A 19,817-nucleotide genomic window follows, 5' to 3' on the forward strand; every position below is an offset into this window, starting at 1 on the left:
CGCGGGGTCAGCCCTTCACCACGCCGATCGGCACCAGCCGAGCCACCTGCCGGCACAGCCCGGCGCCCTCGGCCGCCTCGATCACCGCGGTGATGTCCTTGTACGCCGCCGGCATCTCCTCGGCCAGGCCCCGCCGGGACGCCCCGCGTACGGCGATGTCCCGGGCCTCGATCTCGCGACGCGGATCGTGGCCCCGGCCGGCCTTCGTGGCCTGCCGGCGGCTCTGCACCCGACCCGCGCCGTGGCAGGTGGAGGCGAACGCGGGGGCGCCGGGGACCCCGGTCAGCACGTACGAGGGGGTGCCCATCGAGCCGGGGATGAGCACCGGTTGCCCGACCGGACGCAGCTCCTCGGGCAGGTCCGGGTGCCCGGGCGGCAACGCCCGGGTGGCGCCCTTGCGGTGCACGCAGAGCCGGCGCGGCGCCCCGTCCACCTCGTGCGTCTCGATCTTGGCCAGGTTGTGCGAGACGTCGTAGACCAGATCCAGGGCGCGGCCGGTCCGCGCGGTGAAGACCCGGCGGGCGGCCTCGGCCAGCAGCTGCCGGTTGGCCCGGGCGTAGTTGGCGGCGGCGGCCATCGCCCCGAGGTAGGCCCGCCCCTCCGGGGAGTCGACCGGCGCGCAGGCCAGCTGCCGGTCCGGCACCTCGATGCCGTACCGGGGCATGGCCTTCTCCATCGCCCGGACGTGGTCGGTGCAGATCTGGTGCCCGAGGCCGCGGGAGCCACAGTGGATCATGATGCAGACCTGGCCGGCGCGCAGCCCGAAGGCGCTCGCCACGCCCGGATCGAGGATCTCGTCGACGACCTGCACCTCGAGGAAGTGGTTGCCGGAGCCGAGACTGCCCACCTGCTGCTGGCCCCGCTGCACCGCCCGCTCGCTGACCTGCGCCGGGTCGGCGTCGGCGACCGCGCCGGAGTCCTCGCAGCGGTCCAGGTCACGGGCCACGCCCTGGCCGCGCTCGACGGCGTACCGGGATCCGCCGCGCAGCACCGCGTCCAGCTCGGCCCGGTCGGTGAGCTGCCACACCGCGCCCCGGCCCATGCCGCGCGGGGTCGCCGCGCTCAGGCCGTCCATCACCGCCTCCAGCGCGCCGTCGAGGTCGGCGCGCTCCAGGTCGGCGGCGAGCAGCCGTACCCCGCAGGAGATGTCGAACCCGACGCCGCCGGGCGAGACCACGCCGCCGGCGGCCAGGTCGGTGGCGGCCACGCCGCCGATCGGGAAGCCGTAGCCCCAGTGCACGTCGGGCATGGCGTACGAGGCGCCGACGATGCCGGGCAGCGTGGCGACGTTGGCCACCTGCTCCAGCGACCGGTCCGCACCGGCGTCAGGCAGCAACGGGCGCGACGCGAACACCACGCCCGGCACCCGCATCGGGTCCCGCCGGTCGATGCGGAACCGGTACGGCGACTCCTCGACCAGCTCCATGTGTCGCGGCTACCCGCCGGAGAGCTCCTCACACCTGGCGTGGTTGGAGCGGGAGGCGCGGGGTAGTGCGGCAGCATGCCCCAGCGATACGAGAACTACCCCCGGATCGCCGTCGTCACCGGCGCGGACTCCGGCATCGGCAAGGCCTGCGCGGTCGCGCTAGCCGAGGCGGGCTTCGACATCGGCATCACCTGGTACGGCGACGCGCAGGGCGCCGACCGTACCGCCGGTGAGGTCGGCGCCGCCGGCCGCCGCTGCGAGGTCGCCGAGCTGGACCTGACCCGGCTGCCGGACGCCGCCGTCGTGGTCGACGAGTTGGCCGACCGGCTCGGCGGGATCGGTGTGCTGGTCAACAACGCGGGCACCGGCATCGCCACCCCGTTCGTCGACACCGGCTGGGAGCAGTGGCGCGAGGTGCTCGCGGTGGACCTGGACGGCCCCTTCCTCTGCTCCCAGCGAGCCGCCCGGCGGATGCGCCGGGCGGGTAAGGGCGGGCGGATCGTCAACATCACCAGCGTGCACGAGCACGCGCCCCGGGTCGGGTCGGCCGCGTACTGCGCCGCGAAGGGCGGGCTGGGGCTGCTGACCAAGGTGATGGCGCAGGAGCTGGCCGCCGACGGCATCACCGTCAACGCGGTGGCCCCCGGCGAGGTCGCCACCCCGATGACCGGGCAGGAGGACGTCGACCCGTTCACCCAGGAGCGGCCGGGCGTGCCGGTGGGGCGGCCCGGTGACGCCCGGGAGATCGCGGCGGTGGTCGCGCTGCTCGCCTCCCCCGCCGCCGCGTACGTCACGGGGGCGTCCTGGCCGGTGGACGGCGGGATGCTGATGATGGGCCCGCAGGCGGCGGCGCTGCCGTCGGACGAGTGGCGTTCGGTCTGACCCGCCCCGCCGCTGTTGGAGGCGTCGATGCCGGGCGTCGGGCGGAGCCCGGTCAGCGGTCCGCCCCGGGAAGTCGGGCCGCCAGGTGCCGGCGGGCCCGGACGACCAGCGCGCCCGGGTCGTCGGCGTAGAAGCGCACCTCGGTCATCGGCGCACTCTCGCCGGCGGGCAGCAGGAAGGAGACCGGCTCGCGCAGCACGACGTCGACGCTGGTCTGGCTGCCGGCGCCCACGTGCAGGATCGCCGCTTCCGCCTCGTGCTCGACCTGGATGGTCCGGCTGGACGGCAGTGAGCGGTAGCGGGCGGAGACGGTGGCGACCGCCGTCCACGGCACCCGGAGGTCGACCGAGGTCCCGGACCGGATTCGCAGCCCGTCGTCACCGACGACGTGGGGGTGCTGCCGCAGGCTGGCGAGCAGTCCGATCATCCAGAGCAGGCCCCAGATGCCGAGCCCGAGCACGGTGTGCCGGAGCCACGGCCACGGAAGGGTGTGCCGCAGGATCAGGTCGAAGACGGGGATCTCGATCGCGGAGAGGGCGATGAAGACGCCGAGGATGGGGGTCACCACCCCGCTATAGCTGAAGACGTCAGCGCCCGGCGGGCGGGTGACCGGCCGGCGCAGGAGCCACGACCCGAGGCTGCGCCACATGCCCAGTTCGTACGCGACGGCACGGCGTAGCAGCGTCGGGATCCGACCGTCGCGTCCCATCAGAGACTCCTCACGTTTTTGCATTGCAGTCGCAATGTAAAACGCCGGAAGGGTTCGCGTCAATGCGGTCGCATTGTGAAAACATGGGGTGGTGCCGAAGCGGGTGGACCACCGGGAGCGCCGCACCCTGATCGCCGACGCCCTGATGCGGGTGGCGGCGGAACGTGGACTGGAGGCGGTGAGCCTGCGACACGTGGCCGCCGAGGCCGGGGTCTCCTCCGGGATGGTCCAGCACTACTTCCGTACCCGGGCCGAGATGATGACCTTCGCCCTGTCGGTGGTGCACGAGCATCACGAGGCGCGGATCGGGGCGGCCATCGCCGCGCTCGGCCCGGACCCCGCACCGCGGGCACTGCTGCGGACCATGCTCGTCGAGCTGCTCCCGCTCGACGAGGCGCGCCGGGCCGACGGCCGGGTGGCGCTGGCGTTCCTGGCGTACACGGCCGTGCGCCCCGAGGTGGCCGCCGGGCTGCACCAGGAGACCGCCGGGTTGCTGGCGTTCATGGCCGGGCAGATCCGGGCCGGCCGGCCGGCGGACCGGCGGGTCGACCCGGACCGGGCGGCGGTGGGGTTGCTGGCCGTCGTGGAGGGGCTCGGGGTCTATCTGCTCGGCGGTCACTACCCGGCGGAGACCGCACTGGCCGCGCTCGACGCCCAGCTCGACCTGATCATGGGGCCCGCCGACGTGGGGGCCGGCCGCGACCGGGCCTGAGGCGACCGCCCCGATCGACTCTCAGGGCGCCCGTCCCGCCTCCATCTCCGGGCTCGTGCCGGCCGGTGGCCCTTCCGGGCCCGGGTTGACCGGTTCCCCCTCGGGGAAGTGGCAGGCGGCGGCCTGCCGGGCGTCGTCGCGGGGCACCAGGGCCGGTTCGTCGGTGGCGCAGCTCTCCTGGGCCTTCCAGCAGCGGGTGCGGAAGCGGCAGCCCGAGGGCGGGTCCAGCGGGGTGGGCACGTCGCCGGTCAGGCGGATGCGACCGGCCGGGGCGAGGGTCGTCACGTCGGGAATCGCCGAGAGCAGCGCCTTGGTGTACGGGTGCTGCGGCCGTTCGTAGATGTCCGCACGGTCGCCGATCTCGACGATCTTCCCGAGGTACATGACGGCGACGCGTTGGCAGAAGTGCCGGACCACGGCCAGGTCGTGGGCGATGAACACGAACGCCAGGTCGAGATCGCGTTGCAGGTCGCGCAGCAGGTTCACCACCTGCGCCTGGATCGAGACGTCCAACGCCGACACCGGTTCGTCGGCCACGATCAGCTTCGGCCGCAGGGCCAGCGCGCGGGCGATGCCGATACGTTGGCGCTGCCCGCCGGAGAACTCGTGCGGGTACCGGTTGTAGTGCTCCGGGTTCAACCCGACCAGCTCCAGCAGCTCCTGCACCCGCTTCTTGACCCCGCCGGGTGGGTCGATGTGATTGACCTGCAACGGCATCGCGACGATCCGGCCGACGGTGTGTCGGGGGTTCAACGACGCGTACGGGTCCTGGAAGATGATCTGCAGGTCCTGCCGCAACGGCCGCAGCGCACCCCGCCGGGCGTGGGTGATGTCGCGCCCCGCGAACTCGATCGAGCCGGCGGTCGGTTCCAGCAGCCGGACCAGCATCCGGCCCGTGGTCGTCTTGCCGCAGCCGGACTCCCCCACCAGCCCGAGGGTCTCGCCCGGGCGCACGTCGAAGTCAAGGCCGTCCACCGCGCGGACCAGACCCCTGCCGCGGAAACCGGTGCGCACCGGGAAGTGCTTCGTCAGCCCGCGCACCCGCAGCAGGGGTTCGGCGGCGGGTCGCGCGGGGGCGCCGGCCGGGAGGCTGGCGTCGACGGCGTTCACCGGGCCACCCCCTGCCCCGCGATCTCCGTCTGGTGGATCCGTTGCCGCTCGGCCTCCGGCAGGTGGCAGGCGACCAGGTGTCCCCGCTCGACCACCTGCCGCAGCTCGGGCACCTCCGTGGACGACCGGGTGCCGTTGCGGCCGGCGTAGCGGCAGCGGGGGTGGAACGCACACCCCGACGGCAGGTTGATCAACGATGGCGGGTTGCCCGGGATGGGCAGCAGGTCCGCGTCGGCGTCACCGTGCAACGACGGCACGCTCGACAGCAGACCCCAGGTGTACGGATGCTGCGGCCGCCGCAGCACCTGCGCCACACTCCCCCGCTCCACCGCCCGGCCCCCGTACATCACCAGGACATCGTCCGCGACCTGCGCCACCACCCCCAGGTCATGCGTGATCAGGATGATCGCCGAGTGGAACTCGGACTGAAGATCGGCCAACAGATCCAGGATCTGCGCCTGCACCGTCACGTCCAACGCCGTCGTCGGCTCGTCGGCGATCACCAGATCCGGATCGTTGACCAACGCCATCGCGATCATCGCCCGCTGCCGCATCCCACCCGAGAACTCATGCGGATACTGCTCGAACCGCCGCCCCGGCTGCGGAATCCCCACCCGGCCCAGCATGTCCACCGACCGGGCCCGCGCCTCCCGCCGCCCCGCCCCCGGGTGATGCACCCGGTACGCCTCGGCGATCTGCCGACCCACCGGGTAGTACGGGTGCAACGCCGACAACGGATCCTGGAAGATCATCGACAGGTCCCGGCCCCGCAACCGGCGCATTCCCTCCTCCGGCAGGCCGACCAGGTCCCGCCCGCCGAGGAGGATCCGCCCCGAGACCCGGGTACGCCGGGGGTCGTGCAGACCCATGATCGCCAGCGAGGTCACGCTCTTGCCGGAGCCCGACTCGCCGACGATGCCCAGTGTTCGCCCCTGGGCGACGGTGAACGACACCCCGTCCACCGCCCGCACCACTCCGTCGGCGGTGTCGAAGCTGACCTGCAGCTCCTCCACCCGCAGGTAGGGGCCCGTTTCCCGGCGCGGCGCCGGGACAGCCGTATCCGTCATCGCCACCCTCCCTTCAGTTCAGTCGCACCCGGGGGTCGATGGCCGCGTACAGCAGGTCGACCACGATGTTGGCGACCACGATGAACACCGCGGCCAGCAGCACGGTGGCCATCACCACCGGCAGGTTCAGGAACTGCACCGCCTCCACGGTGGCCTTGCCGAGCCCCTGCAACCCGAAGATGCTCTCGGTGATGAAGGTGCCGCCCAGCGAGGTGCCGATGTCGAGGCCGGCGATGGTGACGATCGGGGTGATCGCCGCGCGCAGCGCGTGCCGCAGGTGCACCCGCCGCCGCGACAGCCCCTTGGCCCGGGCGGTGCGGACGAAGTCCTCGGAGAGCGTCTCCAGCATCTGCGCCCGGGACAGCCGGGCGTAGATGGCGGAGTTGAGGAAGCCCAGCGTCATCCAGGGCAGCAGCAGCCCGACCGCCCAGCGCAGCGGGTTCTCGGTCAGTGGCGTGTAACTGGGGAAGGGCAGCAGGCCAGTGGCGTAGACCAGGACGTAGAGCAGGATCAGGCCGAAGAAGTAGACCTGCATGGACGCGCCGGCCAGGCTGATGCCGATCGCGAGCCGGTCGAAGACCGTGCCCCTGCGCAACGCCGAGATCATGCCGAGGCTGATGCCGAGCAGCAGCCAGACGACGGCCCCGCCGGCGACGATGCTGACGGTCACCGGCAGCCGCTGGGTGATGATCTCGGTGACCGGCTGGTTGTTGCGGAACGAGTAGCCCAGGCACGGCGCCGGGCAGGCCCGGCTGAAGTCACCCGAGCCGTAGGTGCGGCCCACGGCGACGCCGCGGACGAAGTCCAGGTACTGCCGGGGCAACGGCTGGTCGATGCCGAGGCGCTGCTCGACCTGCGCGATGTCCTCGGCCGTGCAGTTCTTGCCGCACATCACCCGCGCCGGGCTGCTCGGCACCGCGAAGAAGAGCCCGAAGGTGACCAGGCTGATGACGACGAGGGTGGCGACCGCGACGAGCAGCCGCCGGACGATGAACCGGACCACGGGACACCTCCTGTGACCCGGTGGGGGCGACGCGCCGGGCGCCGCCCCCACCGGCGGTCACTGCTTCACGTAGATGGTGTTGGCCTGGATGATGCCGAAGGCGTCGCTGAGGAACGCGTTGCCGACCTTCGAGCCGTGCAGCTCGTACGTCGCGTCGTAGTAGCAGGGCACGACGGGCACGTACTCGGACATGATCTTCTTGTCCAGGGCCATCCAACCGGCGTCCTGATCGGCGGCCGGCAGCTTGCGGACCCGGTCGATCTCTGCGCCGACGGCGGCCTCGTTGAGGTAGGACAGGTTGTTGTTGCCCTCGGCGACGATCTCCCGGCCGTCGTAGACCGGCGGGATGATGGTGGATCCGGTCGGCCAGTCCGAGCCCCAGCCGCCGATGTAGATGTCGTACGGGTTGTTCTTCCGGCCGACCTCGTCGTAGTAGCTGCTGTTGTCGATGGACTTCATCACGATGTCGAAGCCCATGTCGGTGAGGTTCTTGCGCAGCGCCTCGGCCTGCTGGGTGCGGATCTCGGTGTTGGAGTGGGCCAGCACCAGCTTCGGCCGCTTGCCGGCGAGCAGCTCGGTCACCTTGGCCTTGTCGCCGTTGACCGGGGCGTTGAACACGTCGTACTTCTGGAAGCCGGCGGTGGTCGGGGACATCAGGGTGGTGGCCGGTGAGCCGGCCGCCTGCCCGCCGATGGCCTTGAGCACGGCGTCCTTGTCGACCGCGTAGTTCAGCGCCCTGCGGATGTTCAGGTCGGTGACCCGCTGGGTGTTGATGTTCAGCACCCAGGTGTACTGGGTGGGGCCCTTGACGACCCGGTCGACGACCCCACCGGAGGTGGTGCGGGGCAGCACCGCCGGGGGCACGTCGACCCAGCTCAGCGCGGCCTGGTCGGCCGGGGCGTCGGCGACCAGCCGCTCGGCGATCTGCGCCGACTCCAACCCGAAGGTGAACCGGAACCCGTCCGGGTACGCGGTGCGCAGCGGGTCGGTCTTCGGGTCCCAGTTCGGGTTGCGCTCCAGTTCCAGCGCCACGTCCCGCTGGTACGACTTCACCTTGTACGGCCCGGACGAGAAGGGCCGCAGGTCGTACTGGTCCCGGGTGTCCTTCGCGGCGGGCACCGGCGCGCTGGTGGGCAGCGCGGCGGCGTACGGCAGGTCGCAGTGCGCCTCGGGGAAGGTGAAGCGGATGGTCCGGTCGTCGGGGGTGGTGATCCCGTCGGGGACGGCCTTGCCGCCGTCGTACGGTCCCTTGTAGGTGGCGTTGTACGCCCCGCCCGGGTACAGCCACTGCTGGATGTAGTGCGGGCCCTCGTTGAGGCTCGGCGCGAACGAGCGGCCGATCCCGTACGCCACGTCCTTGCTGGTCACCGGCGTGCCGTCCTCGTACTTCACCCCCTCGCGGAGGGTGAACTGCCAGACCTTGCAGTCGCCGTTGACGTCCTTGCCCGGATCGGTGGCCAGGTCGCCGACGAGCAGCAGTTTCCCGGTGCCGTCCTCCTTGTAGCCGTTGAGCGCCCGGTAGATCAGGCCGCCGGTCACCTGCTGGACGTTGACGTAGTTGCGGGCCGGGTCGAGGTGCTCGAAGTCCGACACCTGCATGACGGTGAGCGTGCCGCCTCTGCTGGCGCCGTCGACGGCCTTGGCGGGGCCGGAGTTGTCGGCGGCCTCGTAGGAGATCGACCCGGTCTGGGTCTTGGCCTTCTCCTCCTCACCGCCCCCACCCGAGTCGGTGGTCTTCGTGCAGCCGCCGGCGGCGAGCGCCACGGCCAGGACACCACAGGTCAGTGTCCGGGTTCTTCCTCGCACGGTGTTCTCCCTTCCCGCCCGGTCGGCCGCGCCGGCCGGGCGTACGTGCACCGATGGCCGGGGGTTACCGGGTTGACCGGGGATCCAGCGAGTCGCGCAGGGCGTCACCGAAGAGGTTGAACGCCAGGACCAGCAGGAAGATCGTCAAACCGGGGAACAGGGTGTACCAGGGGTCGCTCGCGACGTAGCCGATGCTGTTGTAGATCATGCGGCCGAGGTCGGGCGTGGGTTCGGTGACGCCGATGTTGACGAAGGCCAGGGCCGCCTCCACGGCGATGAACTGCGGCACGTTCAGCGAGACGGTGACCAGGATCGGCGCCCAGATGTTCGGCAGCAGCTGGCGGAACAGGATGTGCCCGGTGCCGGCGCCGGCGGCGCGGGCGGCCTCCACGAACTCGCGCTCCCGCAGCGAGATCACCTGACCGCGGACCAGGCGCGCCGTGTACGTCCAGCTGAACAGGCCGAAGGTGGCGACGATCAGCGCGATCCGGAAGCTCGGCGGCGGCGCCTCCCGCTCGGTGTAGAAGCGGTCCTCCAGGATCGGGATCACGGCGAGCGCGAAGATGAGGAACGGGAACGCCAGCGTCACGTCGATGAACCAGTTGATCAGCCCGTCCAACCAACCGCGCGCATAGCCGGCGACGATTCCGACGGCCACCCCGATGGTCGACGCCAGCAGGGCCGAGGCGAACGCGATGAACAATGAGGTCCGCAGTCCGTGGACCAGTTGCAGCAGAATGTCCCGGCCGCTTCCCGGTTCGAGCCCGAGCAGATGATCGGCGCCGATACCGCCGGCGTATCCCACCGGCATGCCGAAGTCGTTGAGTCGGTCGACGAACTTGTCGGTCGGGTCGATTCCGGTGAGCCGTCCGAGCAGTGGCGCGGCGAGCGCCGCCAGGGTCGCGACCAGCAGCACCAGCGCGCTGGCCAGGGCGGTCCGGTCCCGCTTGAGGCGCAGCCAGGCGAGCTGGTTGGGCGATCGGGAGACGATGTCCCGGTGCGGCCCGGGCGGCGGCGAATCGGCCGGCGAATTGACGGCGACGGCCGCGTCGACCGCTTCCGCCTCGCGCGGCGCGGACAGTGACGGCGGGTGGGACATGTCGCTCATCGCGGGCCCCCTCATCGACGGCGGAACGGGTGATGAGGCGACGGTAAACCGCCGCGAGGGGGCGATAAGAATCGTTCCGGTAACGGCTGTTCCGGTTGTCGTGAATCGACAACGATCCGGTTTCGGCGATGGCTCCTTGCCGTAACGGTGCAATTCGGTTGTCCCGACCGGGCAACGATCCGGTAAAGCCGAAGACATCCATTGCCGTCGCAGCGGCATTCGGTTGTCAGCCGGATGGCCATTCATGGATCGAGTGAGCGCCCGCCACTGCGGCCAACCCGGCAGGGTGTCACACCCGACGACGCCGGGCCAACCTCCGGTGTAACAAGTCGTGACTCTTCGCGTTCACACCGTCCACCTAGGGTTTGCCACGGTCCGGCCACACGACGGCCGGGCGCCACCGGCCCCCGCCGGGGCCACGACGGAAGGACACCACCATGCCCTTCGCCCGACGCGCCGCCACCCTCGCCGTGGCCGCCACCCTCACCAGTCTCGCCGCCGGCACGGCCCTGCTGCCCGGGGCCGCCGAGGCCGCGCCCCGACCCGGCCCGGAGACCCCGTCGGTGCTCGTGCTCCGGATGGACCGGCCGGCCACCGGGGAGCACCGCTCCGCCCTGCTGATCTGCGGGCCCACCGGCGGCACCCACCCCGACGCCGCGACCGCCTGTCGCACCGTGGCCCGTGTCGACGGCGACCTCGATGCTCTCGGCACCGACCAGGGGCCCTGCCTCCTGGAGTACGCCCCGGTCACGGTCCACGCCTGGGGGTTCTGGCAGGACCGGCCGGTGGCCTGGTCGAAGACGTACGACAACCGGTGCCGGATGCTGCGCGGCACCGGCGCGTTGTTCGCCTTCTGACCGCCCCCCGGCGCGGCGCCCGCGCCTGGGGAGCGGGCGCCGCGCCTTCGGCGGTCACGTCGCGTGCGAGATGGACGACCGGGTGATCCACCAGAACTGGGCGGCGAAGGCGAGCAGCACCACCAGCACGCCCGCCGTGATCGCCATCGCCGAGCCCATGACCAGGGCGAACAGCAGCGTGACGCTGGCGCCGAGCAACAGCGCGTTGACCGCGCCGATCATCGCCGCCGTGGTGAGCATCAACTGGAAGCGTCCCGGAGTGCCGCCGACCGCCCGCCAGGCGGCACGGGCCACGTCCTCGTCGGTCGCCGCGTCGGCGAAGAAGTCGTGCCCGGCGCCGAACTGCCGGTGGTAGAAGCCACGGATGCGCTGGATCCGCTGCAGCGACAGGGAGTTCTCCACCATGTTCTGCACCAGCCGGAAGAAGGTCAGCAGCCCGGTGACCACCAGCGTCGGCAGCACCGCCGCCAGGTACGGCCGGAGCAGCTCCCCGCTGGTGGAGACGAAACCGAGCCCGACCAGGGACGCCGACAGCAGCGTCAGGAAGACCGTGGCCCGGCCGACCGACTCGGCGATGGTCGCGCCGCGGGAGGTCTGCAGCACGAAGTGCTCGGTGGTCAGGGCGGTGAGCAGCGCCTGCTCCCGCTGGTTGTCGTCCATTCCCCGCGACCCCCGCTGCCTCGGCTAGGCCCACCCTATGCAGCAGCCGCTCGGGGGAGGTTTGGAACGCGGTCGCGCCCCTCGGCCGGGCCGCCGGCCCCCTGGCGGACAATGGGGGTGCCCGCGCCGCGGGACGACGCCCGAGCCGCAGGAGACCGCCCACCGTGTCCGAAACCCCCCGCGCCGCCGCGGAGCTGCGCGCCGACTGCGGCCGGTGCGTCGGGCTGTGCTGCGTCGCCCCGGCCTTCGCCGCGTCGGCGGACTTCGCCCTCGACAAGCCGGCCGGCCGACCCTGCCCGAACCTGCGAGCCGACTCCCGCTGCGGCATCCACGACCGGCTGCGCGAGCGGGGTTTCCCCGGCTGCACCGTCTTCGACTGCTTCGGCGCCGGCCAGCAGGTCACCCAGGTCTTCGGCGACCGGGACTGGCGCGACGACCCCGCCACCGCCGCGGCGATGTTCGCCGCCTTCACCGTGGCCCGGCCGCTGCACGAGCTGCTCTGGTACCTCACCGAGGCGGTGGCGCTCACCGCAGCCGGCCCGCTGCGCGACGAACTGGTCGCCGCAAGCGAGGAAACCGGACGCCTCACCGCCGCCGGCCCGGACCTGTTGCGCGCCGTCGACGTCGACGCGCAGCGGGCGCGGGTCAACCCACTGCTGTCCCGGGCCAGCGAACGGGCCCGGGCCGGGACCGACGGCGTCGACCGACGGGGCGCGGCGCTGTTCGGCGCCGACCTGCGCCGGGTACGCCTGATGGGGGCGAACCTGCGCGGCGCCGTCCTGGTCGGCGCCGACCTGCGCGGGGCGGACCTGCGGCTGGCCGACGTCACCGGCGCGGACCTGCGCGGCGCGGACCTGCGCGGAGCCGACCTGTCCGGGACGCTCTTCCTGCACCAGTCACAGCTCGACGCGGCCCGGGGCGACCGGCACACGGTGCTCCCGGCGGCGCTGCGCCGCCCCGGGCACTGGTCCGGGCTGACCCTCACCCCGGTACCGCGCCCGGGTGACGGCGCGACCGGTGGCCGGCGGGCCGGCGCGGCAGCCCGGCGGGGGCGCGGCCCGCGGCGCTGAGGTCCCGGCCGGCGGGTTTGCCGGCCCGTGTGGCGGGCAGGTACGTCGGCATGACGGATGAACGACGCACCGACCGGGCCAGCACCGACGAGCCGGACGGCGTATCGGCGTACGAGGCGTCGTTGCGACCGCCGGGCGACTCGCTGCGCAGCACCGACGACACCGGCGACGACTTCGCCGACCTGCCGGCCGAGGAGCACCTGTCGGCGCGGGAGACCAGCCGCGCCGGCTACGACGTGGACGCGGTCTCCGGGACCGCCGACCCCTCCGAGGAGGAGGCGGTCAACCCGCCCACGGAGTGACGACGGCACCAGCTGCGCAACGGCCCGGTCGGCGACATCCGACCGGGCCGCGGTCTGTCCGGTGGGCGAGCCTCAGCGGCCCGCGCCGACCGCCGCCCGCGCCTCGATCATCCCCCGGTTGGCCAGCGCGTCGGCCCGCTCGTTCTCCGGATGACCGTTGTGCCCCTTCACCCAGTGCCAGGACACCTCGTGCCGGCCGCAGGCCGCCTCCAGCCGCTGCCACAGGTCCGCGTTCTTCACCGGCTGCTTCGCGGCGGTGAGCCAGCCGTTGCGCTTCCACGACGCCAGCCAGCTGGTGATGCCGTTGCGCACGTAGGTGCTGTCGGTGTGCAGCCGCACGGTGACCGGCCGGGTCAGCGCCTCCAGGGCCTCGATGGCCGCGGTCAGCTCCATCCGGTTGTTCGTCGTCGGGGTGGCCTCCCCGCCGCACAGTTCCCGCTCGTGCCCGCCGTAGCGCAGCAGCACGCCCCAGCCGCCCGGCCCGGGGTTGCCGCTGCACGCCCCGTCGGTCCAGATCTCCACGGCTCCGCCGGTCTGCGCCTCCACCATGCCCAGAACCTACCGCCACCGCCCGGCGCGACCCGGAGCGACCGGCCCGGCGGGGCGGACGTGTCGGCGGCCGGCGTGGCCGGGGGGTGGCAGCCCGCGGACGGGCCCGGGAATCGGATTGGCGGTGGCGGCGACCCGCAACCGGCTCGCCGTCGGCGACGGCGATCCGATGGAGGCGCTGCGGCGACTGATCCGCGACGCGGTGCTCGAGGGCTACCGGCCGGCCTGACCCGTCGGCACGGGCCGCAACCGGGCGCGCAGCCGGCCGGCGGCGTCCCCGAGCACCGCCGAGGTCATCGGCAGCAGGGGGCTGGACCGCATCACCGCCAGATCCTCGGCCGGCGTGGTGGCGCCGTCGAGGAACCGCAGCACCCGCTCGGCCGGGTTGCGGTCGAAGAGCCGGTCGAAGAACTCCGGCCCGCCCACCGCGCCCCGGTCCAGCGCGCGCAACGCGACGGCGTCCATCCACCGGTGCCGTCCCGGGTAGGCCGGCCGGGGCACGGGGGCCCGGCCGGACGACAGCGCACGGGCCACGTCCTCGGCCTGCCGGTGCATCGCGGAGAAGGTGAACCCGGTCGACGGCCGGGTCGCCCCGCCGGCGGTGCCGAGCCGGACCACCCGCGCCGACGGTCGGGCGTCGAACGGGGCGTCGGTCATCGGGATCACCCCGTCCTCCACCTCCCGGACGGTCAGCGCGGACAGGTCCAGGCCGAGCAGGTCGGCGTAGCCGCGCAGCCCGGCGTCGTAACCGGCGTCGGTGAGTGGCGCCGGGGAGAACTCGGTGTACTCGACCAGGGCGTACCGGTCGCTGACCGGCAGCACGTACCCGAACGAGACGCCCCGGGCCGGCTGCGGGGTGCGGAAGTCCATCAGCACCGCCCGCGCCGGGTCGAAGACTCCGGTGGCGGACTCCAGCCACCAGCCACGGAAGTGCTGCAACCAGCTGGTCCGCCCCGGCCGGCGCGGTGGCCGGGGCCGGGAGTCGAGAACCCAGCCGGCCCGCAGCAGCGCCCGTCCGTCGGCGTCCCGGACGACCACCCCGGCACCGTCGTCATCGAGCGCCCCGACCGCCGCGTCGAGCCGGGTGACGCCGAGGCGCCGCTCCGCCTCGGCGGCGCGTTCGTACACCGGCGCGGAGCGCAGCATGGCGTAGCGCAGCGGCGCCAGGTCCAGCCGCCGCCGCCCGGCCGGGGTGGCCACCTCAACCTGCCGCCAACTGGCGCTGAGCATCGGGTCCAGGTCGGAGCCGGGGCTGCCCCAGAACGCCCAGGTGCGGTCCTGACCCCGCTTGCGCACCGGGTCCACCACGGCGATCCGCAGGTGCCGCAGATCGTGCCGGTCCAGGGCGGCGAGCAGCAGGGAGCCGGCGCCACCGCCTCCGACCAGGGCCACGTCGACTTCGTCCACCCGACCACGCTGTCACACCGGCGGTCCCGCCCGCGCGGACCCCCACGGCTGCGCCGTCCACCGGCCGTCCGGATCTCCTCGCCGCGCATCGTCGCCCCGGTCCGGTGCTGGTCGGGGCCAGGGGTGACGGAGCCGACCCGGCGCCGGCCGCCCGAAGCGCCGGCCGGCGGCGGCGCGTAGGTTCGGTACCGGCGGATCACCGGTACAGGGGGCATCATGGCGGGCACGGAACGGACAGCACTGCGGGTCGGGCTGCTCGGGTACGGGGTGGCCGGGCGGGTCTTCCACGCCCCGCTGATCGCCGCCACCCCCGGACTGACGCTGCACGCCGTGGTCACCGCCAACCCGGAACGCCGGGAGCAGGTTCGCCACGAGCACCCCGACGCCCGGCTCGTCGACGACCCGGACCTGCTGTGGCGCACCCCGGACGCCCTCGACCTGGTCGTGGTGGCGACGCCGAACAAGCAGCACGTGCCGATGGCCCGGGCCGCGATCGCGGCCGGACTGCCGGTCGTCGTGGACAAGCCGCTGGCCGCCTCCGCCGCCGAGGGCCGCGCGCTGGTCGACGAGGCGCAGCGGCGGAACGTGCCGCTGACGGTGTTCCAGAACCGCCGCTGGGACGGCGACTTCCTGACCGCCCGCCGTCTCGTCGCGCAGGGCGAGCTGGGGCGGGTGACCCGCTTCGAGTCCCGGTTCGAGCGGTGGCGGCCGGCCATCAAGCCGGGCTGGCGGGAGAAGGGCGCCCCCGACGAGGCCGGCGGCGCCCTGTACGACCTCGGCGCCCACCTCGTCGACCAGGCGGTGCAGCTCTTCGGGCCGGTCAGCCACGTGTACGCCGAGGTCGACCGGCGACGGCCGGGCGCGCAGGTCGACGACGACGCGTTCGTGGCGCTCACCCACGCCGGCGAGGTCCGCTCCCACCTCTGGATGAGCGCGCTGGCCGCGCAGCTCGGACCGCGGCTGCGGATCCTCGGCGACCGCGCCGCGTACACCAGCTACGGCCTGGACGTGCAGGAGGACGCGCTGCGCGACGGCGCCCGACCGGACGCACCGGGCTTCGGCGAGGTCACCCCCGACCGGTACGGACAGCTCGGCGTGGACGGTGAACTGCGCCCGGTGCCCACCGAGCCCGGCCGCTACCTCGACTTCTACGCCCAGGTGGCGGCGGCGCTGCACGACGGCGCGCCGATGCCGGTGGACCCGCACGACGCCGTGGAGACGGTCGCGCTGATCGAGCTGGCGCACCGGTCCGCCGAGCGGGGCGAGGTGCTGGCCGTCGCCGCGAGCTGACCTCAGCCGGCGGCGACCGGCTGACGCGGCTGGTCCGGCTCGGCGTACGCGGCGGCGACGGTGGCCCGGTCGAAGACCCGCCAGGTGGCGGCCGACACCGCCACCGCCACCACGAAGCCGACCCAGTACGGCGCGGCCAGCCCGAACGTGGCGGCCACCACCCCCCCGAGCAGCGCCCCGGCGCAGTTGCCGCCGGCGGCGACGAACAGGGTGGTGGCGCCGACCCGGCCGCGCAGCGCCGACGGTGTCAGCCGCTGGCGCAGGGAGTTGAACACGATGCCCCACAGCGACCCGTGCACGCCGAACGCGAAGAGCGCGAACCCGATCAGCCGGGCGCTGGTCGAGGCCGCCAGGGCCAGGTGCAGCCCCGCCTCGACCAGCAGGCCGATCCGGACCGTCCAGGTGGCGGTGACCCGGGCGACGAGGCGGTCGCCGACGGCCGCGCCGAGCAGCCCGCCCACCGACATGCAGGTGAACAGCAGGCCGTAGCCGACCTGGTCCAGGTGCAGACGGTCGCGGGCCAGCAGCACCAGCACCGCCAGCGCGGCGGTGAGGGTGAGGTTGAGCAGGCCGATCAGCACCGCCATGGTGCGTAGCAGCCGCTGGCCGACCAGGAACCGGAACCCCTCCGTGATCTCCGCGCGCATCGACCGGCGCGCCGGCCGGTCGGCGCCGTCGCCATCCCGGTACGACCCGGCGACCAGCGCGACGAGGATCGCGCTGAGCGCGTACGTGCCGGCGTTGACCAGGAACGGGATGCTCTCCGCGACGACGAAGAGGAACCCGCCGAGCGGGCCGGCCAGCATTCCGTTGGCCAGCGTGGTGCCGCCACCCAGCCAACCGTTGGCGCGTTCCAGCCGGGACCGGGGCACCACCGCGGGCAGCATCGCCTGGCTGGCCGAGCGGAACACGATCTCCCCGGTGTTCACCAGGAACAGCACCCCGTACAGCAGCGGCACGCCGGCCCGGCCGGTCAGCATCGCGGCCCCGAGCACGGCCAGCGCGGCGACGCGTACCCAGTCGATGGCCACCATCAGCCGACGCCGGTCCAGCCGGTCCGCCAGCACCCCGCCGGGCAGCGCGAAGAGCAGCCAGGGCAGCCAGGCCACCCCGGACGCCGCGGCCACCACCAGCGGGTCGTCGGTGCGCGCCGCCACGTAGAGCGGCGCGGCGACCGTGGCCATGCCGCTGCCCAACGCCGACAGCGTGCTCGCCGCCCAGAGCTTCCCGAACCGTGCGTCCAACCGTTCCCCCGTCACGGTCGGCAACCTACCAGCGGCGCCGGACGCGAAACGGTGTTGAGCAGGGGAGGCGGGATGTGCGACGGTTCGCCGGTGACCGACTACCGCACCCTCAACCGCGCCAACTGGGACGAGCGGGCCCCCGCCCACGCCGCGTCACCGGACTACGCGGTGGACCGCCTCGTCGCCGACCCCGAGCACCTCAGCGAGGTGGTCCGCTTCGACCTGCCCCGCCTCGGCGACGTGGCCGGGCTGCGCGGGGTGCACCTCCAGTGCCACATCGGCACCGACACCGTGTCGCTGCACCGGCTCGGCGCCCGGATGACCGGGCTGGACTTCTCCGGCGCCTCCCTCGCCCAGGCCCGCTCGCTGGCCGAACGCGCCGGCGCGGCCGTCGACTTCGTCGAGGCCGACGTGTACGACGCCCCCGAGGTGCTGGAGCCGGGCGGCTTCGACCTGGTCTACACCGGCGTCGGGGCGCTCTGCTGGCTGCCGGACATCCGCCGCTGGGCCGCCGTGGTGGCCGCGCTGCTACGCCCCGGCGGCCGGCTCTTCCTGCGTGAGGGGCACCCGATGCTCTGGGCGCTCGACGAGACCCACCCGGAGGGGCTGCTGGTGGTCGAGCACCCGTACTTCGAACGGCCCGAGCCGCTGGTGTGGAACGAACCCGGCACGTACGTCAGCACCGACGTGCCGTTCCAGCACCACACCACCCACGAGTGGAACCACGGCCTCGGCGAGGTGGTCACCGCGCTGCTCGACGCCGGCCTCGACCTGACCATCCTGGTGGAACACGACAGCGCCCCCTGGGACGCGCTCCCCGGCCGGCAGGTCAAGGACGCCCACGGCGAGTGGCGGCTCGCCGAGCGGCCGTGGCGGCTGGCCCAGACGTACACCCTCCAGGCCCGACGGCGATAACATCCGCCATGCCCGTCACGAACCCCTGGCTCGCCGGCCCCGCCCCCACCGCCCGGCTGGACCGCGAACGGCTCGCCGAGCGGATCCTGAACCTGCTGTCGTCGCAGAACATGTGCGTGCTGGCCACCGCCGGTCCGGACGGTCCGCTCGCCACCCCGGTGCGCTACTTCCACCTCGATCTCGCCGTCATGTTCACCGCTGCGGCGGCATCACCGAAGATGCGCAACATCGCCGCCGACCCCCGGGTCTCCGTGGGCGTGTTCGCGCCGCTGGTCGGACAGGCCAGCAGCCGCGGCGCGCAACTCTTCGGGCGGGCCCGCGTGCTCGGCCACGACGACGCCGACTTCGGCCACTGGTGGCCGGCGGTGCGCTGGCAGTCCGACCATGTGGAGCGGTCCCGGTCGCTGGACGAGCCGCCGCCCGGGCCGCTGGTGGTGCTCGAGGCGGACCGGATCGTCTACACCGAACACTGGCTGCGCCGCGACGGGTACGCGCCACGCCAGGTCTGGCGGCGGGCGCCGTAGCGCCTCCGGTCAGGCGGCAGGGCGCAGGCGGTAGACCACCTGCCGCCGCAACGCCGCCGGCTCGTCCGGGTGGTCGAAGTGGTCGGCCGGTGAGGTGGTCATGCCGAGGCGGCGCATCACCGCCTGCGACCGTACGTTCGTGGCCGTCGTGATGGCCAGGATCTCGGCTAGGCCGAGGGTGTCGAAGCCGTACGCCAGGGCGGCCCGGGCCGCCTCCGTGGCGTAGCCGTGGCCCCAGGCGGAGCGGGCCAGCCGCCAGCCGACCTCCACCCCGTCGACCGGCACCTCCTCGTCGACGTCGTCGAGGCCGGTGAAGCCGACGAACTCGCCGGTGCCCCGGACCTCCACCGCCCAGAAGCCGTACCCCTTGCGGTCCAGGTCCTCCTGAAAGGACCGCACCGAGTCGGCGGACTGCTCGGGGGTGAGCAGCGGACCGAGGAACTCGCGGACCTGCGGGTCGGCGTTCATCGCCGCCCAGACCGGCACGTCGGACTCCCGCCAGTCGCGCAGGACCAGCCGTTCGGTGTGGATCTCCATCCCGGGAGGGTAGCGACGGCGCGACGGCGCGGCATCTCGATATCGCCCCTGCCACGTCATCACCTGTAGGGCGTCCTAGGAGGCTAGCCTCGACTCGCAAGCGCCGGCCGACGCGACCGGCCCGGGCGGTCCACGCCGGCCCCCGTCCTGCTCCGGGTGGACCGCCCGGAGTTCAGCGGTCGGCGGTGCGGCGCAGCTCCGGGATCAGCAGGCCCGCCGCCAGGTGCAGGACCAGCAGCGTCACCGTCGCCGGCGCCCCCACTCCCCCGGTCAGCGGCCCGAGCAGCGACACCAGCAGCACCGCTACCGCGATACCCGTCCACACCACCCGGGCCCGTCCGGTGAGCCGTTCCAGCAGGGCGAGCAGCGCCCACCCGGCGAGGCCCGCCACCACGGTGGTGACCACGACCGCGCCGGGACCGACCCGCCGGTCCCCGGCACCGCTGCGGGCGACCAGGTCGACGCCGGCCAGCGGCACGGCCACCACCCAGACGACGAGGGCGGCGACGGTGGCGGCCAGCACCGCCAGGGCGCGGTCGCGACGGCGCGTCGACGGTACGACGGGGGGCGTTGCGGCGGACACGGTATTCATCGGCGCTACCTCCGCGGGCGGGCCGCCGCCGGTGCGGCGGGCACTGA

The 19,817-nt window shown here is 73.5% G+C and carries 21 protein-coding genes; 8 read left to right on the plus strand and 13 right to left on the minus strand.

Features of this window, described 5'->3' with window-relative positions; genetic code table 11:
* Nucleotides 1–7: 7 nt before the first annotated feature.
* The gene (locus tag AC5RWQ_RS19690; RefSeq protein WP_494284168.1) at nucleotides 8–1,426 is read right to left on the minus strand and encodes an RtcB family protein; all 1,419 of its coding nucleotides are present in this window, start codon (nucleotides 1,424–1,426) and stop codon (nucleotides 8–10) included.
* A gap of 75 nt (nucleotides 1,427–1,501) precedes the next feature.
* Between AC5RWQ_RS19690 and AC5RWQ_RS19695 the strand changes: the two genes are divergently transcribed.
* Complete coding sequence (locus tag AC5RWQ_RS19695) at nucleotides 1,502–2,308, plus strand: SDR family oxidoreductase (protein WP_494284169.1); 807 nt, start codon at nucleotides 1,502–1,504, stop codon at nucleotides 2,306–2,308.
* Between the two features lie 52 nt (nucleotides 2,309–2,360).
* Here AC5RWQ_RS19695 and AC5RWQ_RS19700 read toward each other — a convergent pair whose 3' ends face one another.
* Nucleotides 2,361–3,017, minus strand: a complete 657-nt coding sequence (locus AC5RWQ_RS19700) for a PH domain-containing protein (RefSeq protein WP_494284170.1) — start codon at nucleotides 3,015–3,017, stop codon at nucleotides 2,361–2,363.
* Nucleotides 3,018–3,108: 91 nt separating this feature from the next.
* On the opposite strand from AC5RWQ_RS19700, the gene AC5RWQ_RS19705 reads away from it, so the two are divergent.
* Nucleotides 3,109–3,729 carry a TetR/AcrR family transcriptional regulator gene (locus tag AC5RWQ_RS19705; RefSeq protein WP_494284171.1) on the plus strand — a complete coding sequence of 207 codons (621 nt, stop codon included), beginning with the start codon at nucleotides 3,109–3,111 and terminating at the stop codon, nucleotides 3,727–3,729.
* Nucleotides 3,730–3,750: 21 nt separating this feature from the next.
* Here AC5RWQ_RS19705 and AC5RWQ_RS19710 read toward each other — a convergent pair whose 3' ends face one another.
* The 5 genes from AC5RWQ_RS19710 to AC5RWQ_RS19730 form a co-directional block, all read right to left on the minus strand.
* On the minus strand, nucleotides 3,751–4,839 hold the full coding sequence (locus AC5RWQ_RS19710) for an ABC transporter ATP-binding protein (protein WP_494284172.1): 1,089 nt from the start codon (nucleotides 4,837–4,839) through the stop codon (nucleotides 3,751–3,753).
* Nucleotides 4,836–5,906, minus strand: coding sequence for an ABC transporter ATP-binding protein (locus AC5RWQ_RS19715; RefSeq protein WP_494284173.1), 1,071 nt, complete (start codon nucleotides 5,904–5,906; stop codon nucleotides 4,836–4,838). Before AC5RWQ_RS19715 ends, AC5RWQ_RS19710 begins: the two co-directional genes overlap by 4 nt.
* Nucleotides 5,907–5,919: 13 nt before the next feature.
* A complete protein-coding gene (locus AC5RWQ_RS19720) occupies nucleotides 5,920–6,909 on the minus strand; it encodes an ABC transporter permease (RefSeq protein WP_494284174.1) in 990 nt (329 codons plus the stop codon).
* Nucleotides 6,910–6,966: 57 nt separating this feature from the next.
* A complete protein-coding gene (locus AC5RWQ_RS19725) occupies nucleotides 6,967–8,715 on the minus strand; it encodes an ABC transporter substrate-binding protein (protein WP_494284175.1) in 1,749 nt (582 codons plus the stop codon).
* 64 nt (nucleotides 8,716–8,779) lie between these two features.
* Nucleotides 8,780–9,823 carry an ABC transporter permease gene (locus tag AC5RWQ_RS19730; protein WP_494284176.1) on the minus strand — a complete coding sequence of 348 codons (1,044 nt, stop codon included), beginning with the start codon at nucleotides 9,821–9,823 and terminating at the stop codon, nucleotides 8,780–8,782.
* 437 nt (nucleotides 9,824–10,260) lie between these two features.
* Between AC5RWQ_RS19730 and AC5RWQ_RS19735 the strand changes: the two genes are divergently transcribed.
* Entirely contained in the window at nucleotides 10,261–10,680 is a 420-nt protein-coding gene (locus tag AC5RWQ_RS19735) for an SSI family serine proteinase inhibitor (RefSeq protein WP_494284177.1), read from the plus strand.
* 54 nt (nucleotides 10,681–10,734) lie between these two features.
* Here the strand turns inward: AC5RWQ_RS19735 and AC5RWQ_RS19740 are convergent, their stop codons facing one another.
* Complete coding sequence (locus AC5RWQ_RS19740) at nucleotides 10,735–11,340, minus strand: hypothetical protein (protein WP_494284178.1); 606 nt, start codon at nucleotides 11,338–11,340, stop codon at nucleotides 10,735–10,737.
* A 164-nt stretch (nucleotides 11,341–11,504) separates the two neighbouring features.
* Here AC5RWQ_RS19740 and AC5RWQ_RS19745 point away from each other — a divergent pair, with 164 nt between their 5' ends.
* Nucleotides 11,505–12,410: a pentapeptide repeat-containing protein gene (locus AC5RWQ_RS19745; protein WP_494284179.1), complete on the plus strand. Its 906-nt coding sequence runs from the start codon at nucleotides 11,505–11,507 to the stop codon at nucleotides 12,408–12,410.
* A 50-nt stretch (nucleotides 12,411–12,460) separates the two neighbouring features.
* Nucleotides 12,461–12,712: a hypothetical protein gene (locus AC5RWQ_RS19750; protein WP_334492269.1), complete on the plus strand. Its 252-nt coding sequence runs from the start codon at nucleotides 12,461–12,463 to the stop codon at nucleotides 12,710–12,712.
* Nucleotides 12,713–12,784: 72 nt separating this feature from the next.
* Here the strand turns inward: AC5RWQ_RS19750 and rnhA are convergent, their stop codons facing one another.
* Entirely contained in the window at nucleotides 12,785–13,261 is a 477-nt protein-coding gene (rnhA, locus tag AC5RWQ_RS19755) for a ribonuclease HI (RefSeq protein ID WP_494284180.1), read from the minus strand.
* A gap of 213 nt (nucleotides 13,262–13,474) precedes the next feature.
* A complete protein-coding gene (locus tag AC5RWQ_RS19760) occupies nucleotides 13,475–14,668 on the minus strand; it encodes a lycopene cyclase family protein (RefSeq protein ID WP_494284181.1) in 1,194 nt (397 codons plus the stop codon).
* A gap of 216 nt (nucleotides 14,669–14,884) precedes the next feature.
* On the opposite strand from AC5RWQ_RS19760, the gene AC5RWQ_RS19765 reads away from it, so the two are divergent.
* A complete protein-coding gene (locus AC5RWQ_RS19765; protein WP_494284182.1) occupies nucleotides 14,885–15,958 on the plus strand; it encodes a Gfo/Idh/MocA family protein in 1,074 nt (357 codons plus the stop codon).
* A gap of 2 nt (nucleotides 15,959–15,960) precedes the next feature.
* Here the strand turns inward: AC5RWQ_RS19765 and AC5RWQ_RS19770 are convergent, their stop codons facing one another.
* A complete protein-coding gene (locus AC5RWQ_RS19770) occupies nucleotides 15,961–17,217 on the minus strand; it encodes an MFS transporter (RefSeq protein ID WP_494284183.1) in 1,257 nt (418 codons plus the stop codon).
* A 75-nt stretch (nucleotides 17,218–17,292) separates the two neighbouring features.
* On the opposite strand from AC5RWQ_RS19770, the gene AC5RWQ_RS19775 reads away from it, so the two are divergent.
* Both AC5RWQ_RS19775 and AC5RWQ_RS19780 read left to right on the plus strand, forming a co-directional pair.
* On the plus strand, nucleotides 17,293–18,117 hold the full coding sequence (locus AC5RWQ_RS19775; RefSeq protein WP_494284184.1) for a class I SAM-dependent methyltransferase: 825 nt from the start codon (nucleotides 17,293–17,295) through the stop codon (nucleotides 18,115–18,117).
* Nucleotides 18,118–18,125: 8 nt separating this feature from the next.
* Complete coding sequence (locus AC5RWQ_RS19780; RefSeq protein ID WP_494284185.1) at nucleotides 18,126–18,641, plus strand: pyridoxamine 5'-phosphate oxidase family protein; 516 nt, start codon at nucleotides 18,126–18,128, stop codon at nucleotides 18,639–18,641.
* Nucleotides 18,642–18,650: 9 nt separating this feature from the next.
* Here the strand turns inward: AC5RWQ_RS19780 and AC5RWQ_RS19785 are convergent, their stop codons facing one another.
* Nucleotides 18,651–19,178 (minus strand): GNAT family N-acetyltransferase, encoded by a 528-nt coding sequence (locus AC5RWQ_RS19785; RefSeq protein WP_494284186.1) that lies wholly within the window; start codon nucleotides 19,176–19,178, stop codon nucleotides 18,651–18,653.
* 172 nt (nucleotides 19,179–19,350) lie between these two features.
* Nucleotides 19,351–19,770: a DUF6069 family protein gene (locus AC5RWQ_RS19790; RefSeq protein ID WP_494284187.1), complete on the minus strand. Its 420-nt coding sequence runs from the start codon at nucleotides 19,768–19,770 to the stop codon at nucleotides 19,351–19,353.
* Nucleotides 19,771–19,817 lie beyond the last annotated feature (47 nt).

The sequence above is a fragment of the Micromonospora sp. BS32 genome (genome assembly GCF_059089345.1).

What these genes read in the sequence shown, in the direction of transcription:
- AC5RWQ_RS19690 (WP_494284168.1), bottom strand. Translation starts at nt 1,426, where the DNA reads ATGGAGCTGGTCGAGGAGTCGCCGTACCGGTTCCGCATCGACCGGCGG.
- AC5RWQ_RS19695 (WP_494284169.1), top strand. Translation starts at nt 1,502, where the DNA reads ATGCCCCAGCGATACGAGAACTACCCCCGGATCGCCGTCGTCACCGGC.
- AC5RWQ_RS19700 (WP_494284170.1), bottom strand. Translation starts at nt 3,017, where the DNA reads ATGGGACGCGACGGTCGGATCCCGACGCTGCTACGCCGTGCCGTCGCG.
- AC5RWQ_RS19715 (WP_494284173.1), bottom strand. Translation starts at nt 5,906, where the DNA reads ATGACGGATACGGCTGTCCCGGCGCCGCGCCGGGAAACGGGCCCCTAC.
- AC5RWQ_RS19730 (WP_494284176.1), bottom strand. Translation starts at nt 9,823, where the DNA reads ATGAGCGACATGTCCCACCCGCCGTCACTGTCCGCGCCGCGCGAGGCG.
- AC5RWQ_RS19735 (WP_494284177.1), top strand. Translation starts at nt 10,261, where the DNA reads ATGCCCTTCGCCCGACGCGCCGCCACCCTCGCCGTGGCCGCCACCCTC.
- AC5RWQ_RS19740 (WP_494284178.1), bottom strand. Translation starts at nt 11,340, where the DNA reads ATGGACGACAACCAGCGGGAGCAGGCGCTGCTCACCGCCCTGACCACC.
- AC5RWQ_RS19750 (WP_334492269.1), top strand. Translation starts at nt 12,461, where the DNA reads ATGACGGATGAACGACGCACCGACCGGGCCAGCACCGACGAGCCGGAC.
- rnhA (WP_494284180.1), bottom strand. Translation starts at nt 13,261, where the DNA reads ATGGTGGAGGCGCAGACCGGCGGAGCCGTGGAGATCTGGACCGACGGG.
- AC5RWQ_RS19765 (WP_494284182.1), top strand. Translation starts at nt 14,885, where the DNA reads ATGGCGGGCACGGAACGGACAGCACTGCGGGTCGGGCTGCTCGGGTAC.
- AC5RWQ_RS19780 (WP_494284185.1), top strand. Translation starts at nt 18,126, where the DNA reads ATGCCCGTCACGAACCCCTGGCTCGCCGGCCCCGCCCCCACCGCCCGG.
- AC5RWQ_RS19785 (WP_494284186.1), bottom strand. Translation starts at nt 19,178, where the DNA reads ATGGAGATCCACACCGAACGGCTGGTCCTGCGCGACTGGCGGGAGTCC.
- AC5RWQ_RS19790 (WP_494284187.1), bottom strand. Translation starts at nt 19,770, where the DNA reads ATGAATACCGTGTCCGCCGCAACGCCCCCCGTCGTACCGTCGACGCGC.